At 46.4% G+C, this 17,183-nt stretch carries 15 protein-coding genes; 14 read left to right on the forward strand and 1 reads right to left on the reverse strand.

Annotated features, from left to right (window positions below):
• Positions 1–98 precede the first annotated feature (98 nt).
• The 5 genes from ABDB98_RS07105 (at position 99) to ABDB98_RS07125 (ending at position 6,098) form a co-directional block, all read left to right on the forward strand.
• Positions 99–722, forward strand: a complete 624-nt coding sequence (locus ABDB98_RS07105; protein WP_438421780.1) for a cell wall hydrolase — start codon at positions 99–101, stop codon at positions 720–722.
• Between the two features lie 113 nt (positions 723–835).
• Positions 836–2,176 carry a polysaccharide biosynthesis protein gene (locus ABDB98_RS07110; protein ID WP_016936329.1) on the forward strand — a complete coding sequence of 447 codons (1,341 nt, stop codon included), beginning with the start codon at positions 836–838 and terminating at the stop codon, positions 2,174–2,176.
• 62 nt (positions 2,177–2,238) lie between these two features.
• Positions 2,239–2,733: an endospore biogenesis thiol-disulfide oxidoreductase StoA gene (gene stoA, locus ABDB98_RS07115; protein ID WP_438421782.1), complete on the forward strand. Its 495-nt coding sequence runs from the start codon at positions 2,239–2,241 to the stop codon at positions 2,731–2,733.
• A 243-nt stretch (positions 2,734–2,976) separates the two neighbouring features.
• Positions 2,977–4,890 carry a heavy metal translocating P-type ATPase gene (locus ABDB98_RS07120; RefSeq protein ID WP_438421784.1) on the forward strand — a complete coding sequence of 638 codons (1,914 nt, stop codon included), beginning with the start codon at positions 2,977–2,979 and terminating at the stop codon, positions 4,888–4,890.
• A gap of 113 nt (positions 4,891–5,003) precedes the next feature.
• Positions 5,004–6,098, forward strand: a complete 1,095-nt coding sequence (locus ABDB98_RS07125; RefSeq protein ID WP_016936326.1) for a M24 family metallopeptidase — start codon at positions 5,004–5,006, stop codon at positions 6,096–6,098.
• A gap of 61 nt (positions 6,099–6,159) precedes the next feature.
• On the opposite strand, the gene ABDB98_RS07130 is transcribed toward ABDB98_RS07125, so the two are convergent.
• Positions 6,160–6,285, reverse strand: a complete 126-nt coding sequence (locus ABDB98_RS07130; protein WP_016936325.1) for a hypothetical protein — start codon at positions 6,283–6,285, stop codon at positions 6,160–6,162.
• Between the two features lie 98 nt (positions 6,286–6,383).
• Here ABDB98_RS07130 and ABDB98_RS07135 point away from each other — a divergent pair, with 98 nt between their 5' ends.
• The 9 genes from ABDB98_RS07135 (at position 6,384) to ABDB98_RS07175 (ending at position 17,153) form a co-directional block, all read left to right on the forward strand.
• Entirely contained in the window at positions 6,384–7,349 is a 966-nt protein-coding gene (locus ABDB98_RS07135) for a LacI family DNA-binding transcriptional regulator (protein WP_438421786.1), read from the forward strand.
• A 50-nt stretch (positions 7,350–7,399) separates the two neighbouring features.
• Entirely contained in the window at positions 7,400–8,266 is an 867-nt protein-coding gene (gene glcT / locus ABDB98_RS07140) for a glucose PTS transporter transcription antiterminator GlcT (protein ID WP_438421787.1), read from the forward strand.
• A 230-nt stretch (positions 8,267–8,496) separates the two neighbouring features.
• Positions 8,497–10,593, forward strand: a complete 2,097-nt coding sequence (gene ptsG / locus ABDB98_RS07145; protein WP_438421788.1) for a glucose-specific PTS transporter subunit IIBC — start codon at positions 8,497–8,499, stop codon at positions 10,591–10,593.
• 96 nt (positions 10,594–10,689) lie between these two features.
• A complete protein-coding gene (locus ABDB98_RS07150) occupies positions 10,690–10,956 on the forward strand; it encodes a phosphocarrier protein HPr (protein WP_010334034.1) in 267 nt (88 codons plus the stop codon).
• Entirely contained in the window at positions 10,956–12,671 is a 1,716-nt protein-coding gene (ptsP, locus tag ABDB98_RS07155) for a phosphoenolpyruvate--protein phosphotransferase (RefSeq protein ID WP_013352056.1), read from the forward strand. Before ABDB98_RS07150 ends, ptsP begins: the two co-directional genes overlap by 1 nt.
• Before the next feature lie 87 nt (positions 12,672–12,758).
• Entirely contained in the window at positions 12,759–12,998 is a 240-nt protein-coding gene (locus ABDB98_RS07160; protein ID WP_016936321.1) for a transcriptional regulator SplA domain-containing protein, read from the forward strand.
• Positions 12,999–13,082: 84 nt separating this feature from the next.
• A complete protein-coding gene (gene splB / locus ABDB98_RS07165) occupies positions 13,083–14,111 on the forward strand; it encodes a spore photoproduct lyase (protein ID WP_049628380.1) in 1,029 nt (342 codons plus the stop codon).
• Positions 14,112–14,238: 127 nt separating this feature from the next.
• Positions 14,239–16,206, forward strand: a complete 1,968-nt coding sequence (locus ABDB98_RS07170) for a methyl-accepting chemotaxis protein (protein WP_438421790.1) — start codon at positions 14,239–14,241, stop codon at positions 16,204–16,206.
• A gap of 80 nt (positions 16,207–16,286) precedes the next feature.
• Positions 16,287–17,153 (forward strand): NAD(P)-dependent oxidoreductase, encoded by an 867-nt coding sequence (locus ABDB98_RS07175; protein WP_342794444.1) that lies wholly within the window; start codon positions 16,287–16,289, stop codon positions 17,151–17,153.
• The last annotated feature ends 30 nt before the right edge of the window (positions 17,154–17,183 follow it).

Consider the following 17,183-nt stretch of genomic DNA (forward strand, 5'->3'; position numbering starts at 1 on the left):
TCCATCATAAAAGCTGATTGGGAGTGCTGGAAAATCTTTAACCGTGAATTTGTGCACTGCTCTTGTTAAGGTAGTGAAGTATTTAAGGAGGAAAGCGTATGACGACAAAATTTGCTGCCTTGGCTGTCTTTTTTCTATGTTTTATGCCTGCAACAAAAATTGAACATACAGAAGCTCTGTTTACTTTAGCGAAGAAGCCAAAGCAAGAATCCAGCACACTGGTTGCTGATTTAAATAAAAAAAGCTCGGTTCCGAAGCTTTCAAATACGGATCATAAGCATTCGGTCCATCTGATAAAGCTGTCATCTCATCTTGAACAGAAAGCCAAACCGGAGAAAACGGCTTATCAGCCGCCGAAAAAAACGTATTCCAGTGCCGACAGGGAACTTCTGTCACGTCTCGTGCACGCAGAAGCGAAGGGTGAGTCTTATAAAGGAAAGGTCGCGGTAGCCAGCGTCGTGCTGAACCGGACTGAAAAGAAAGGCTTCCCGGATACCATTCGGGGTGTGATTTATCAAAGGAATGCATTTGAACCGGTAGCAAACGGAAGCATTAATCAAAAGCCGGATAAGGATTCCATCGCCGCCGCAAATGAGGCGCTTAACCATCCGGGCAGAGAAACGAGCGCATTGTTTTTCTACAATCCGAAAACAGCTTCTGACCACTGGATCCGTTCCCGAAAAATTATCGAACGGATCGGCAGACACGTATTTGCTATGTAAGCATAGCGGGACCAAATATCCCGGCTATGCTTTTTTCAATTTTAAGAAATCGAAAATATTTTCAGAACTTGTCTCATATGATGATGAAAGAACGAGAGACAAGGAGAGACACCATGAATCGATTTGTGAAAGGGATCATTCTTTTATCCATCGCCGCCTTTTTCGCTGAATGTCTGGAATTTGTCGTGAATATGATACTGGCGCGGGAGCTTGGCGAGCATGGGATGGGGCTTTACATGAGCATTCTGCCCACCATTTTTCTCATTATCGTGATCGCCAGTCTGGAGCTTCCGATCTCCATCTCAAAATTCATCGCGGAATCCAATCAGAAGCTGCATGAAAGCATGCTCCGGCATGCCTTCAGAATGACCGCCGTATTTACCGCGTTTTCAACCGCGGCCGCAAGCATCGCGCTGCCGTTCATTCCTGTATTCGATACGTACCACCCTTTTATTAAAGGGATTGTCATCGGACTGATTCCCGTCGTCGCTTTTACATCCATCGCCAGAGGCTATTTTATGGGTGTGCAGCAGATGGGGAAAATCGCGGTTGCGAATGTTTTGAAAAAAATCATTCAAGTGCTTTGTCTGTTTATCTTTTTTCAATGGTACTCTTTTGAAATTGATATGGCCGTGCTCATTTCGTTATTTGTGCTGGTCGCAAGTGATGTCGTGGTGTTCGTATACTTGTATACGCAGTTTATTTTGGCGAGGAGGACGCTTTCCGGCCATCAGCACATTCATCTGCGCGGCAAAGATGTGCGGAAACGTCTTCTGGCGGTATCTATTCCGACAACGGGGCTTCGTATTTTTCACGCGGTGACAAATGCCATTGAACCGTTTTTAGTAAAAGGAGCGCTGCTGGCCTCAGGGGCGGCCGGGGCAGCCGCGATTGATCAATACGGCATGCTTGCCGGTGTAGCGGTGACGATCGGTTCGTTTCCCGCATTTATCGCTCATTCACTGATGGTTGTCATGATTCCGAGCATTTCAGAAGCGTACGCGCTGTCTCAATATGACATTGTACTGAAACGGCTGAGACAAGCGATTTTTATTACATTCGGCTATGGCATTCCGGCAGTCTGGATCATGTTTCAGTTCGCCGGCCCGCTGACCCATTTATTTTTTCAGTCTCCGGAAGCGCAGTATTTTTTGCAGCTTTTGTGGCCGTATTTTCTTTTTCAGCTGTTTGTGATGCCGCTTCAGGCCTGTCTGATCGGCATCGGTCATGTGAAAACGGCGTTTTATCATAATGTATGGAGCAGCATTGTGGGTCTTTCGATGATGTATGTGCTTGGTTCTATGCCGAATCTGCAAATGCTCGGCATTATACTTGGCATGAATACCGGCATGATTCTTTTGACAAGTTTACATTACGCGACGATCTGCAAAGACCTCGGTGTCTCCGTGTTCCTGACCGGCGGCGGAAGAACAGCGCCCCGGATCGAGAGCTGAAAAGGCTGATACATTTCAGTAAGGAGGGGCAAGCTATCCGAAACGCGTGAAAGGAAGATCTTATGCATAAAAACCGTCTTATTGCATGTGCAGTCCTTTTGATAGCTGCCTCCGTCTGGATGCCTGAAGCAAAAGCTTCATCAGAAAAACAGGCAGTTCCCGCCGTGTTTCTGATGAAGACGATTGAAGGAGACGAGATATCGGTCCCGAATAAAGGGCAGAAAACCATTTTGCATTTTTGGACATCGTGGTGTCCGCCGTGCAAAAAAGAACTGCCTCAGTTTCAAACGTATTATGAACAGCATCAATCCGATGATGTAAGTCTTGTAACGGTAAATCTTATGAATGCTGAGCGAAACAAAGAGGCCGTTCAAAAATTTGTCAATCAGCACCATCTCACATTCCCGGTCGTTCTTGACTCTAAGGGCGAGCTTATGAAGGAATACGGGATCATGACAATTCCCACGTCATTTCTGCTGAATGAAAAAGGAGAAATCGAAAAAAAGATCGTCGGTCCGATGACCGCTTCACAATTAAAAGAATGGTCTGAGAAGTAAAAAGGTGCGGGAGGAAATCCTCCTGCACCTTTTTTGCATATCATGAACAGCTGAAGGGTTGCTGATGATAATTATTATCAAAAAGAAATTAAAACAATTATAATTGAAATCTTTCGCCGGCGTGCTATAATAAAGAAAAACACTGCGATATTACTATGAAAATGCTGCCTGTAAGGCGGCAGTTTTGCTTTTATCGGGGAAATGAAGATGATTTGCGTTCTCAATTAGAGAGGAGAATTCATAATGAATGAACAAGTGGTGACTCAAACCCATTCACAACAGCAGATTCAAGAAGAGCGGTCCGGAAAAAAGTGGCTCCAGCATGCGGAACTCATTGCGGCTCTCGTATCGGGCGCCCTTATTCTTGCGGCCTGGTTTTTCACCGAAGCAAAAGGCCTGTCCGTTACTTTGTATATCCTGGCCTTTGTGATCGGCGGATTTGCAAAAGCGAAAGAAGGAATTGAAGATACGCTGGAGACGAAGGCTTTAAATGTTGAACTGCTGATGATTTTTGCGGCTGTCGGCTCTGCCCTTATCGGGTATTGGGCGGAAGGCGCTGTTCTTATCTTTATTTTTTCGTTAAGCGGCGCGCTGGAAACGTATACGATGAATAAAAGCAGCCGTGATTTAACCTCCTTGATGAAACTGGAACCGGAGGAAGCGACCCTGCTTAAAGGCGGACAGGAAAAGCGGGTGCCGGCCGCTGAACTCATGATCGGCGACATGATCGTCATTAAGCCGGGCGAACGCGTAGCGGCCGACGGGATCATCGAGTCAGGCGCGACGAGTCTTGATGAATCGGCGCTGACGGGTGAATCGATGCCGGCGGAAAAAACAGCCGGAGATTCTGTGTTTACAGGAACGGTAAACGGAAACGGCTCTTTAACGGTCCGAGTTACGAAAACAAATGAGCAGTCTCTGTTCAGAAAAATCATCCGGCTGGTGGAATCTGCTCAAAACAGCGTGTCACCGGCTCAGGCATTTATTGAGCGTTTCGAAAGTGTCTATGTAAAAGGCGTGCTTTTAGCCGTGGCTTTGCTTTTATTCGTTCCTCATTTTGCTTTAGGCTGGAGCTGGAGTGAAACCTTTTACCGGGCGATGGTGTTTATGGTGGTCGCCTCCCCGTGCGCTCTTGTCGCTTCCATTATGCCCGCTGCGCTTTCCCTTATTTCAAATGGAGCCCGCAACGGATTGTTGGTTAAAGGAAGTGTGTTTTTAGAGCAGCTGGGAAGCGTCCGGATGATTGCTTTTGACAAAACCGGCACGGTCACAAAGGGACAGCCGGCAGTTGCTGCATTCCAAGCGGCGGAATATGTGAATGAGGATGAGATCATGCAAGCGGTGTATACGATTGAAAAGCAATCAAGCCACCCGCTTGCAAAGGCGATAGCTGAATTTGCCGAAAGCCGGGGCGCTGTGCCTGCAGGCCATACATCGATTGACGAGACGTCCGGGTTCGGTGTTCAGGCCGATATAGAAGGCGCCAAATGGATGATCGGAAAAGCTGGATTTGCAGGGAAAGAGGATGCAGACGCTTTTTTGAACACATCGGGAAATGAGTTGAAAGATAAAGGCTGTACGCTGGTTTTTGTTAAGAAAGATGACAGGATAGCGGGCTGTTTTGCGTTAAAGGATCAAATCCGGCCAGAAGCAAAAGCCGTAATGGCTGAGCTTGAATCACTCGGGATTAAAACGGCCATGCTTACCGGAGATCAGCCTGAAACAGCGGCCGCCATCGCAAAAGAGGCTGGCATGACGACGGTTGTTGCCGATTGTCTGCCTGACCAAAAGGCAGAGGAAGTGAAGAAACTGAAAGAAACGTACGGCACAATCGCCATGGTCGGAGACGGCATTAATGACGCGCCCGCTCTGAAAACCGCTGACGTCGGTATTGCGATGGGAGGGGGAACGGACGTGGCTTTAGAGACGGCTGACTTGGTCCTGATGAAAAATGATCTTCATAAGCTTGTGAAAATGTGCAGGCTCTCACGGAAAATGAACCGGATTATTAAGCAGAACATCGTTTTTTCGCTCTCGGTCATCTGCCTGTTGATCTGCGCCAACTTCCTGCAGGTGATGGAACTGCCGTTTGGCGTTATCGGGCATGAAGGAAGCACGATTCTGGTCATACTGAACGGACTCAGATTATTAAAATAAACAAAACAGCCGCACATCGGGCGGCTGTTTTGTTAAATGTTCGTTCACAGCATAAACGCTTGAAAACTGATAGAATGAATAAAGAGCCACTTTGGTAAGGAGGAAAAACAAAAATGAACAGATTACAACGTGTTTCAGATTGGCTGAAAAAAGAAGGACACGATGCGGCGTTTATACATACAAAGGAAAACGTATTTTATTTAACTGATTTTTATACGGATCCGCATGAGCGGTTAATGGGATTGTTCCTGTTTCAAGAACAGGAGCCGTTTTTCGTCTGTCCGGGAATGGAAGCAGGACAAGCCCGCAGTGCCGGGTGGGAGCATGAAATTATCGGCTACGGCGATCACGAAGACCCGTGGGAGCTGATCAAAGCCGAGCTCACAAAACGAAATGTGCGCCTTGATTCCATCGCGGTTGAAAAGGATTCGATCTCGCTTTCACGTTCAGAACAACTCAAGCATGCTTCAGGGGGCGCCGCGTTCGCTTCGGCAGAAGAAACGCTCAACCAATTCCGTCTCGTAAAAGATGAGAAAGAAATCAGCATTCTCAGGGAAGCGGCAAAACTTGCGGATTACGGAGTTGAAGTCGGTGTCGCAGCGCTTAAAGAGGGCGTGAGTGAAACTGAAGTGCTGGCGCAGATTGAGTTTGAGCTGAAGAAAAAAGGCGTGCAGGGCATGTCGTTTTCAACGATGGTGCTGTTCGGAGAAAAATCAGGCCAGCCTCATGGCAATCCGGGTACAGACCGTCTGAAAAAAGGCGATTTCGTTCTGTTTGATCTGGGTGTTATTCTTGACGGCTACTGCTCAGACATTACGAGAACATTCGCATACCAATCAATCAGCCCGAAACAGGAAGAGATTTACGAAACGGTGCTTAAAGCTGAAAAGGCGGCGCTTCAATTAAGCAAACCCGGTGTAAGAATCGGCGATCTTGATTTAAAAGCCCGCGGCATTATTGAAAAAGCCGGATACGGAGACTATTTCCCCCACCGCCTCGGCCACGGACTCGGGATTTCGGTTCATGAATATCCATCAATGAGCAGCGCGAACGACACGCTCCTCAAAGAAGGTATGGTGTACACGATAGAACCGGGGATTTACGTGCCGGATGTAGGCGGCGTGCGCATTGAAGATGATGTTTTTGTCACAAAAGACGGCGCCGAAGCATTAACGCAATATCCGAAAGAATTAACGATCCTGAAATAATAGAAAGCTTTGTGATAAAAAAGGACGGTTCTGGAACGCAGCGTCCTTTTTTATCACCTTGTTAAATGAAAAAGTCATCAAAATGCTGAAATGGTTTGATATCATGCTTTTCCCGCAGCGGCCGCATAGCAAGATAACTGCCGCCGAGTATGGCCAGACACAAACCGATTAAGCAAAGAATCCCCATCACTGTTATTCTCCTTTCAAATGAATAGGCTGTATTTGTTTTTAGCTTACTGTATGAAACGCATTCCAGATCAAGGGAAAAAAGAAAGGGGGGACGCCATGGCTACGATCAGAGACATTGCCGGCGCTGCCGGGGTTTCTGTTACAACGGTATCAAGAGTATTAAACGATCATCCTTATGTAAGCGAAGACAAAAGAGAAAGAGTGAAAAAAGCGGTACAATCGCTCGGCTATACGCGCAACATCCATGCTGTGCATTTATCCAAAGGCTTTTCCGATATGATCGGCGTTGTGCTGCCGTCGGTGAATCTTCCGTATTTTGCAGACCTTGTCGCGGGTATTGCTGAGGCTGCCGAAGCGTCAGGCGTGCATCTTTCTTTATACCAGACGGATTATCAGCAGCAAAGAGAACGCTTTGCTTTATCGCAATTACAGGAGCGCCAGGTGGATGGCCTCATTATCTGCTCCAAAGCAATTTCCGATGAGCAGCTGCTTACCGTGAAAGAACCGATTATCCTCTGCCAGCACACTGATGCGGCTGAGCTGTCCTCAATCAGTAATCCGCATGGGGAAGCATTTCGGCACGGCCTGGATTATCTGATAGAAAAGGGACACCGAAAAATAGCAATCAGCCTGGCCAGAAAAAAGGGAAAAAACAGTCAAGTCCGCATTGCCGCATACAAAGAGGCGCTGAAGAAGATCGGCCGGCCTTACAGGGAAGAGCTGGTTGTGGAAAAGGCGCTGACGCTGCTTGACGGGAAAGCCCTTTTTCACAGATGGAAGAGATGGGATGACAAACCGACTGCGCTGTTTGCGGCGAATGATCAAGTATCCGCCGGTCTTTACCTTGAAGCCAAGGCAAACGGGACGCGCATTCCGGAAGAGCTGGCGATTTTGAGCATCGACAATCATGATATCAGCAAGATGTTAGGTATTTCCACAATAGATATACAAACGAAAGAAATGGGAAAGCAGGCTTTTCACATGCTTAAGAATCGGATCAGCGGCGGGCCTCCGGCAAGGAAGATTTTTGATTACCGTCTTATTGAACGATCAACCGTCTAAAAAAAGAATTGACGCGCTTTCTGTTCGTTTTGTACGATATGAGGTATTGAATGACAAAGGAGCTGAGGATCATGAAGGGGTCCTTTACAGTTGAGAAGGTATTAAATAACAATGTGCTGATCGCAACACATGATAGATACAGTGAGGTCGTCTTGATCGGAAAAGGAATCGGCTTTGGAAAAAAACAAGCGGATGTCATTGAAGATAAAGGGTATGACAAGATGTTCATCTTAAAGGATGAAAAAGAACAAAAACAATTTAAAAAGCTCCTCGGTTATGTGGACGAGACACTTGTCGACATCTCCAATGACGTCATTTATCATATCAGGAACCGAACAAGCCAACCGTTAAATGAACATATCCATATTGCGCTGACGGATCATATCGCCTTTGCGGTAAAGCGGCTGCAGCAGGGCTTTGACATTAAAAACCCTTTTCTTATGGAAACCGAAACGCTTTATCCGGAAGAATTTCAGATTGCCCGTGAAGTCGTCGGCATGATTAATGAAAAGACTGGAATCTGCCTTCCGGAAGGGGAGATCGGCTTTATCGCTCTTCATATCCACTCCGCCCTGACGAATCGGTCCCTTTCAGAGGTCAACCAGCATTCGCAGCTGATGTCCCGGCTCGTTCAAGTGATAGAGGAATCTTTCCAAATGAAAGTCAATAAAGACAGCGTCCACTATTTGCGGCTGATCCGGCATATCAGATTTACCATAGATAGGATTAAACGGGAAGAGCAGACAAAAGAACCAGAAAAGTTAATGTTATTATTGAAAAATGAATACCCGCTATGCTACAATACTGCTTGGAAACTGATAAAAATCTTACAGCAAATGCTGAAAAAACCAGTTCATGAGGCGGAAGCGGTTTATCTCACGCTTCATCTGTACCGATTAACCAATAAAATTTCATAATTTCAGTTGAGACCTTTAAAAACGTGTCACTGATTCGATCAGGCATGAGTGATTGAGGGTAAAAAACGGGAAGAACGGCCCCGTTATTTTGCACACCCTTATTTACTCATGCTTTTTGTTGTGTAAAAGGGCAAATGTAAACGGTTAAACTGAAGACTTGCGCCTGTGAATTCGTTGTCATGAATTTTCGCTGTAAGGTCACACTAGCTAACAGGGGAGGTACATTCTTTATGTTTAAAGCATTATTCGGCGTTCTCCAAAAAATCGGCCGTGCTCTTATGCTTCCGGTTGCGATTTTGCCGGCTGCGGGGATCTTGCTTGCGTTAGGGAATGCCATGCAGAACAAAGATATGATCCAAGTCATGCATTTCTTAAGCAATGATAACGTTCAGCTTGTGGCGAACGTTATGGAAAGCGCCGGCCAAATCGTATTTGACAACCTGCCGCTTCTTTTTGCAGTAGGGGTTGCGATCGGTCTTGCGAACGGAGACGGCGTTGCCGGAATCGCGGCCATTATCGGATACTTGGTCATGAACGTATCCATGAGCGCCGTGCTTATGGCAAACGGCAGTATTCCGTCTGACAAAATTGAACGCGCTAAGTTTTTTGCGGAAAACCACCCGGCCTATATTAACATGCTTGGGATACCGACTTTGGCGACGGGCGTGTTCGGCGGTATTATCGTCGGGGTTCTGGCCGCGTTATTGTTCAACAAGTTTTATAAAATTGAACTTCCGCAGTATCTCGGATTCTTTGCGGGTAAGCGGTTCGTCCCGATTATCACATCAATTTCCGCATTAATTCTCGGTCTTATTATGTTAGTAATCTGGCCTCCGATCCAGCATGGTCTGAATTCCTTCTCAACGGGACTTGTGGAAGCGAATCCAACCTTGGCGGCCTTTATTTTCGGAATGATTGAACGGTCATTGATTCCGTTCGGTCTTCATCACATTTTCTACTCGCCGTTCTGGTATGAATTTTTCAGCTATAAAGATGCAGCCGGAGACATTATCCGCGGAGATCAGCGGATTTTCATGGCTCAGATTAAAGACGGCGTACAGCTGACGGCAGGTACATTTATGACGGGGAAATATCCGTTTATGATGTTCGGCCTTCCGGCGGCAGCGCTTGCAATCTATCATGAAGCGAAGCCTGAAAAGAAAAAACTTGTAGCCGGAATCATGGGTTCTGCCGCTCTGACAAGTTTCTTAACGGGAATCACCGAGCCGCTTGAATTCTCATTCTTGTTTGTGGCTCCTATCCTGTTTGCGATTCACTGCGTATTCGCGGGACTTTCCTTTATGCTCATGCAGCTGCTGCATGTAAAAATCGGTATGACCTTCTCAGGGGGTCTGATTGACTACTTCCTGTTCGGAATTCTGCCTAACCGGACGGCTTGGTGGCTTGTCATTCCGGTCGGCTTAGGATTAGCCCTCATTTACTACTTCGGTTTCCGGTTTGCGATCAGGAAGTTCAACTTGAAAACGCCGGGCCGTGAAGAAGAAGCTGCGGATGAAGGGGCAGGCGCATCAGGCGAAGCCGGCGACCTTCCTTATGAAATCCTTCAGGCGATGGGTGATCAGCAAAACATTAAACACCTTGATGCTTGTATCACGAGACTTCGTGTGACGGTCAACGACCAGAAGAAAGTGGATAAGGCCCGCCTGAAACAGCTCGGCGCATCAGGCGTCCTTGAAGTCGGAAACAACATTCAGGCCATTTTCGGCCCGCGCTCTGACGGTTTAAAAACTCAGATGCAGGATATCATCGCAGGACGCACGCCGCGCCCTGAACCGAAAGTATCCGCACAAGAAGAAGTCAGCCAGCAGGTTGAAGAGGTTATCGCGGATCCGCTCCAAAACGAGCAGGGTGAAGAAGTGTTCGCTTCTCCGATCACCGGCGAAATCCATCCGATTACAGATGTGCCTGACCAGGTGTTCTCAGGCAAAATGATGGGTGACGGTTTTGCGATTCTTCCGGAAGAAGGAATCGTCGTATCGCCAGTCCGCGGAAAAGTGCTGAATGTTTTCCCGACAAAACATGCGATCGGCCTCCAGTCTGACGGCGGAAGAGAGATTCTGATTCATTTCGGAATCGATACAGTCAGCCTGAAAGGTGAAGGATTCACTTCTTTTGTTTCTGAGGGTGACCGGGTTGAACCGGGGCAAAAGCTGCTTGAAGTTGATCTTGAGGCGGTTAAACCTCATGTTCCTTCATTAATGACACCGATTGTCTTTACAAATCTTGCTGAGGGTGAAACGATTTCCCTTTCGGCCGAAGGTACTGTAAAACGGGAACAAAAAGATATTGTGAAAATCGGAAAATAAGCATATAAATACGCCGTGCTTGTCAGATGACAAGTACGGCTGTATGATATAATATTGTGTAGTAAAATAGCTTTAATTTAAAGGAGAATGATAATCATGGCACAAAAAACATTTAAAGTAACAGCAGATTCCGGAATCCACGCTCGTCCTGCGACAGTTCTTGTACAGACTGCAAGCAAATATGATGCTGACGTAAACTTAGAATATAACGGCAAAACAGTAAACCTTAAGTCTATCATGGGCGTTATGTCTCTAGGTATCGCTAAAGGCGCTGAAATCACAATTTCCGCTGCAGGCGCTGACGAAAACGATGCTCTTAACGCTTTAGAAGAAACAATGAAAAGCGAAGGACTCGGCGAGTAATGCAAGAATTAAAAGGAATAGGCGCTTCAGCCGGAATTGCGATTGCGAAAGCATACCGGCTTGAAGAGCCGGACTTAACGGTTGAAAAGAAAAACATTGCTGATGCTGCGGCTGAAGTAAGCCGTTTTGATGAAGCGATTGTACGTTCTAAAGAAGAGCTTGAAAAAATTAAAGAGCATGCTTTAAAAGAACTGGGACAAGACAAAGCTGACATTTTCTCCGCGCACCTTTTAGTTCTGAGTGATCCTGAGCTGTTGAACCCGGTAAAGGAGAAAATCAGCACAGATTCAGTCAATGCTGAATTCGCTTTGAAAGAAACGGCTTCCATGTTCGTGACCATGTTTGAATCAATGGATAACGAATACATGAAAGAGCGTGCGGCGGATATCCGTGACGTAACAAAACGTGTGACGGGGCACCTGCTGGGCGTGGAAATTCCGAACCCGAGCATGATCTCAGAAGAGGTTGTTATCGTGGCTGAAGATTTGACACCGTCTGATACGGCGCAATTAAACCGCCAGTTTGTAAAAGGTTTTACAACTGATATCGGCGGACGCACTTCACACTCCGCGATCATGGCCCGTTCGCTTGAAATTCCGGCTGTTGTCGGCACAAAAGCGGCTACAGGGACAATTGAAAACGGTGTTACGGTAATCGTAGACGGCATCGATGGTGATGTGATCATCGATCCTTCCAGTGAAACGTTAAAGAAATATGAAGAAAAGCACAGTGCTTACCTGGCGCAAAAAGCTGAGTGGGCGAAGCTCGTCAATGAACCGACTGTTTCTAAAGACGGCCATCATGTAGAGCTTGCCGCAAATATCGGCACACCTGACGATGTAAAAGGCGTTCTTGAAAACGGAGGAGAAGCTGTAGGGCTTTACCGTACGGAATTCCTTTACATGGGACGCGACCAGCTTCCGACGGAAGACGAGCAGTTTGACGCTTATAAGACGGTTCTTGAGCGTATGGAAGGAAAATCAGTAGTCGTGCGGACATTGGATATCGGCGGCGACAAAGAGCTTCCTTACCTGCAGCTTCCTAAAGAAATGAACCCGTTTTTGGGCTACAGAGCCATCCGCCTTTGCCTTGAAGAACAAGAAATCTTCAGAACTCAGCTGCGTGCGCTGCTTCGTGCAAGTACATACGGAAACTTAAAAATCATGTTCCCGATGATTGCGACAGTAAACGAGTTTAAACAGGCGAAAGCGATTCTTCTTGAAGAAAAAGAAAAACTCGTCAAAGCCGGCGTAACGGTTTCTGACGATATTGAAGTCGGTATGATGGTAGAGATTCCGTCTACAGCCGTTATCGCAGATCAGTTTGCCACAGAAGTTGACTTCTTCAGTATCGGAACAAATGACTTGATCCAATACACAATGGCTGCTGACCGCATGAACGAGCGCGTGGCTTATCTGTATCAGCCATACAATCCGGCGATTCTCCGTCTTATCACGCTTGTCATTGAAGCCGCTCACAAAGAGGGCAAATGGGTCGGCATGTGCGGAGAAATGGCAGGAGACGAAATTGCGATTCCGATTCTTCTCGGCTTAGGCTTAGATGAGTTCTCAATGAGCGCTACATCCATCCTTCCGGCAAGAACGCAGATCAGCAAGCTTTCTAAAAAAGAAGCTGAATCATTCAAAGAAACAATCTTGTCTATGAGCACGACTGAAGAGGTTGTCGCATTCGTTAAAGAAACTTTCAATAAGTAATACAACAGCCAGACGGTGTAAGCCGTCTGGTTTTTTTCATATTCGGAAAAAAGGGGGGAACAATAACTTTCAACAGGAGGGATTATCATGACAAAATCATTTGGAGCGGGGGATACGGTCTACGTCATTTACCGTAATCCGCATGCCGCCAATGTTGCCCATATTAAAGAGGCGGAGATCGTTCATCACCCATACCATGAGGGGGAACTGTCTCTTTTTTTACACGAAACCTATCATCCGCTGGCCGAAGATGATGCGGTCTTTTCGACATATGAAGAAGCGGAAGCGCTTTACAGCGAGCTTTTTGAAGAAGACCGGCACCACTGATCAAAGGAAATGTTTACAACGCATATTCACTCTCTTTTGGACGGAAAGTAACATCATGAGAATATGTAAAGGGAGTGTCTGTCCATGCTGAAGCCGTTTGTTCCCCAGCTTGTTTATATTGAACCGCGAGCACTCGAATACCCGTTAGGGCAAGAGCTGAAACATAAGTTTGAAAACATGGGGCTTGAAATCAGAGAAACGACATCGCATAATCAAGTCCGGAATATTCCGGGGAAAAATCATTTGCAGCAATACCGGAACGCGAAATCGACCTTGGTGATCGGCGTGCGGAAAACATTGAAATTCGATTCTTCAAAGCCATCCGCCGAATATGCCATTCCGTTTGCGACGGGCTGTATGGGGCATTGCCACTATTGCTATCTGCAGACGACGATGGGGTCAAAGCCGTACATCCGGACATATGTCAATGTGGAAGAGATTCTGGATCAGGCTGATGAGTATATGAAAGAACGGGCGCCGGAATTTACAAGATTTGAAGCCTCTTGTACGTCTGATATCGTCGGAATTGATCATCTGACACATACATTAAAAAGAGCCATTGAGCATTTCGGACAAAGCGAACTGGGAAAGCTCAGATTCGTGACCAAATTCCATCATGTCGATCACTTGCTTGATGCGAAGCATAACGGAAAGACAAGATTCAGATTCAGCATCAATGCGGATTATGTCATTAAAAACTTTGAACCGGGAACTTCTCCGCTCGACAAACGGATTGAAGCCGCCGTCAAAGTCGCTAAAGCGGGCTATCCGCTCGGCTTCATCGTGGCGCCCATTTATATTCATGATGGCTGGGAGGAAGGCTATAAGGAACTGTTTGAGAAGCTGGATGCGGCACTTGATGAAGATGTTCGGCATGATATTACATTTGAACTGATCCAGCACCGTTTTACAAAACCGGCCAAACGGGTGATCGAGAAGAACTATCCGAAAACAAAGCTTGAGCTGGATGAAGAAAAGCGAAGATACAAATGGGGACGTTACGGAATCGGCAAATATATATACCAAAAGGACGAAGAACATGCCTTAAGGGAAACGCTCGAGTCTTATATCGAAACCTATTTTCCGAAAGCGAAAATCGAATATTTTACGTAAGGCGGAGCTGTCGGCATGACGGCTCTTTTTTTTGCTGCGCCAAATGACGGAAATTTTTGATATTTATTTCAAGGTTTATTCATTTTCTTGGCCGAAAGACCGATATAACTCTCAGGAGGGGATGGTTATGTTTAAAAAAATGCATATTAAAATTGCTGTGTTTGTATCGGCAATGCTTATCGTAACAGTTGTTTTTTTAACGGTATCTTCATATTTGACATTAAAGCCGATGATGACAGATGAAGCAAAGCGCACGACAGAAAATGTCACCAATTCACTCGGTCAGAACATTGAGCTTCAGCTGAAAAATGATGAGACTGTATTATTGAGATTAGCAGGCGGTGAATTGTCCCGCACATTTTTGACAGATGGGAATAAAGAAACAGCGCGGCTCTTTAACGATGAGTTAAAGCAGATCGGACAGAATGACAAATATGTCGCGCTTGCATACGTCGGAACCGCAGACAAACAAATGTTTACATATCCGAAGGCTGACTTTGCCAAAGACTATGATCCGACAAATAGAACGTGGTATAAAATGGCGGCCGAAAAACCCGATAAGGTTGTCTGGACTGAGCCTTATAAAGATGCTGTGACAGGGGATATGATCGTGACGGCTTCAAAAGCCATTCAAAACAGCGGAACCGTCATCGGAGTGGCGAGCTTAGATTTGAAGCTGTCCTCCATTCAGAGCATGGTCAATCAGCAAAAGGTTCCGTATAAAGGATTTGCGTTTTTAGCGGATGAAAACGGTTCTCTTCTGGCGCATCCGTCAAAACAGGGGAAAAATATTTCGGAAGATCAGGCATTAAAAGACATCAGTTCAGACAAAGAAGGCATCAAAGAGCTGCAGGGGAACATGGTCGTCTACCAAACGGTAAAAGAAACAGGGTGGAAAGTCGGAACGCAGTTTGAAAAAGATCAGCTAATGGGAGTAGCCGATAAAATGAACACGGTGAGCATTTTTATGTCACTGATCGCCCTTGTGATTACGATCGGACTCAGCTATTTCCTAGCAAAAACGATAACCGGGCCGATTCAGCAGCTGATCGTGAAAACAAACTCGGTCTCAGCTGGAGATTTAACCGTCCGCGCCCAGACGAAATCAAAAGATGAAGTAGGCGAGTTAACAAAAGACTTTAACCAAATGGTTGAAAATATGAAAGAGATGGTCGAACAGGTCAAGGCCTCCTCAGAAAACGTGTCTGATACATCTGAGCAACTAACCGTCATTTCACAAGAAACAAATGAAACGAGCGGACAAATCGCAAAAGCGATAGAGGAAGTCGCCGCCGGAGCGACAGAGCAAGCGTCAGAGGTTGAGACGATCAATGAAAAATCAGAAAATCTCTCAGTCAAAATAAAAGGAATCGCAGATCGCGCGGGCAGCATAAAACAACTCTCAAAATCTTCAGAGGATGCCAGCTACAAAGGATTGGATGCGCTCGGGCAGCTTCTGATGAAGTCAAACGAAGCCAATTCAGAAACGAAAAAAGTAGAGGCAATGCTGAATGACCTGGAAGAACAAACGAAAAACATAGAAGAAGTCGTGACGGCAATATCCGCCATTTCAGACCAGACGAACCTCTTGGCGCTGAATGCGAGCATTGAAGCCGCAAGAGCGGGAGAAAGCGGCCGGGGCTTTGCCGTCGTCGCTGAAGAAGTCCGCAAGCTTGCTGAACAATCAGCTCTTTCTTCCGGCCATATCAGTGAGACGGTCCGTCTGATTCAATCTGAGACAAAAGAAGCGTCACACGCGATGATCGAGGCAAGCAGAATGAATGATGAACAAAACAGCGCCATTCATGAAACGGGTGAGGTCCTCAATCTGATTACGACGGAAATGCAGTCTCTCGTTCAAGGTATAGATCATATTTACAATGACATTCAAAAAATGAGTGAAGAACAAGCCGCGATTCAAGAAGCGATTCAAAGCATATCCGCCATTTCTCAAGAATCTGCGGCAGCGGCGGAAGAAGTGAATGCTTCTACTGATGAACAGCTCGTTACGCTTGAAAAAGTAAAGCAATCGACTGATATGTTAAAGAGCGCGAGCGAAGATCTGATCAGCGCCATTTCTAAATTCACCTTGTAACGCGGACTCTATCAGCCTATTATATGGTAATATAGACATGAAAGAGTGATATATGAATCGCATCAGGGGAGGAAAGCGCAGTGAACAAAACGGTCGGATTTATCGGTTTAGGTGTCATGGGAAACAGTATGGCATCGCACATTTTAGAAGCGGGCTATCCTGTTTTAGTCTACACGCGGACGAAACAAAAAGCGGAAGAGATTCTGAATAAGGGAGCGGTCTGGCAGGAGACGGTCAAAGACCTTTCAGAGAAAGCAGACATTATTATTACCATGGTCGGCTATCCGAGTGATGTCGAGGACATCTATCTCGGCGAAAACGGCATTCTCCGGCACGCAAAAGAAGGGACGTTTGTCATTGACATGACGACATCAAAACCGTCTCTGGCGAAGAAGATAGCTGAGAAAGCCAAAGAAAAATCCATTCACGCCTTGGATGCACCCGTTTCCGGCGGAGACATCGGCGCGCGGAACGGAACGCTTGCCATTATGGCCGGAGGAGAAAAAGAAGCGTTTGAAGCATGCCTGCCGCTTTTCTCCGTTATGGGGGAAAACATTCAGTATCAAGGGCCGGCCGGCAGCGGCCAGCATACGAAAATGTGCAATCAGATCGCGATTGCAGCTGGAATGGTCGGAGTGGCTGAAGCGATGGCTTACGCTGAAAAATCCGGTCTGAACCCGGAACAAGTGCTGAAAAGCATTACAACCGGAGCGGCCGGAAGCTGGTCATTGTCCAACCTCGCTCCCCGTATGCTGAAAGGCGATTTTGCACCAGGATTCTACGTGAAACACTTTATTAAAGACATGGGAATTGCTCTTGAAGAAGCGGAGCTCATGGGAGAAGAAATGCCTGGATTGGCGCTGGCCAAATCATTATACGACAAGCTTTCCGCGCAGGGAGAAGAAAACAGCGGGACTCAAAGCATTTATAAGCTTTGGGTGAAATAAAAAAGATTGCCCCGCGGGGCAATCTTTTTT

The organism is Bacillus siamensis, assembly GCF_051628075.1.
GTDB lineage: Bacteria > Bacillota > Bacilli > Bacillales > Bacillaceae > Bacillus > Bacillus siamensis.

Excerpts from the sequence above, each read along its gene's own strand:
- ABDB98_RS07130 (WP_016936325.1), bottom strand. The coding sequence starts at position 6,285 with ATGGGGATTCTTTGCTTAATCGGTTTGTGTCTGGCCATACTCGGCGGC.
- ABDB98_RS07105 (WP_438421780.1), top strand. The coding sequence starts at position 99 with ATGACGACAAAATTTGCTGCCTTGGCTGTCTTTTTTCTATGTTTTATG.
- ABDB98_RS07120 (WP_438421784.1), top strand. The coding sequence starts at position 2,977 with ATGAATGAACAAGTGGTGACTCAAACCCATTCACAACAGCAGATTCAA.
- ptsG (WP_438421788.1), top strand. The coding sequence starts at position 8,497 with ATGTTTAAAGCATTATTCGGCGTTCTCCAAAAAATCGGCCGTGCTCTT.
- ABDB98_RS07160 (WP_016936321.1), top strand. The coding sequence starts at position 12,759 with ATGACAAAATCATTTGGAGCGGGGGATACGGTCTACGTCATTTACCGT.
- ABDB98_RS07110 (WP_016936329.1), top strand. The coding sequence starts at position 836 with ATGAATCGATTTGTGAAAGGGATCATTCTTTTATCCATCGCCGCCTTT.
- ABDB98_RS07150 (WP_010334034.1), top strand. The coding sequence starts at position 10,690 with ATGGCACAAAAAACATTTAAAGTAACAGCAGATTCCGGAATCCACGCT.
- ABDB98_RS07125 (WP_016936326.1), top strand. The coding sequence starts at position 5,004 with ATGAACAGATTACAACGTGTTTCAGATTGGCTGAAAAAAGAAGGACAC.
- ABDB98_RS07170 (WP_438421790.1), top strand. The coding sequence starts at position 14,239 with ATGTTTAAAAAAATGCATATTAAAATTGCTGTGTTTGTATCGGCAATG.
- stoA (WP_438421782.1), top strand. The coding sequence starts at position 2,239 with ATGCATAAAAACCGTCTTATTGCATGTGCAGTCCTTTTGATAGCTGCC.
- glcT (WP_438421787.1), top strand. The coding sequence starts at position 7,400 with ATGACAAAGGAGCTGAGGATCATGAAGGGGTCCTTTACAGTTGAGAAG.
- ABDB98_RS07135 (WP_438421786.1), top strand. The coding sequence starts at position 6,384 with ATGGCTACGATCAGAGACATTGCCGGCGCTGCCGGGGTTTCTGTTACA.
- ptsP (WP_013352056.1), top strand. The coding sequence starts at position 10,956 with ATGCAAGAATTAAAAGGAATAGGCGCTTCAGCCGGAATTGCGATTGCG.
- splB (WP_049628380.1), top strand. The coding sequence starts at position 13,083 with ATGCTGAAGCCGTTTGTTCCCCAGCTTGTTTATATTGAACCGCGAGCA.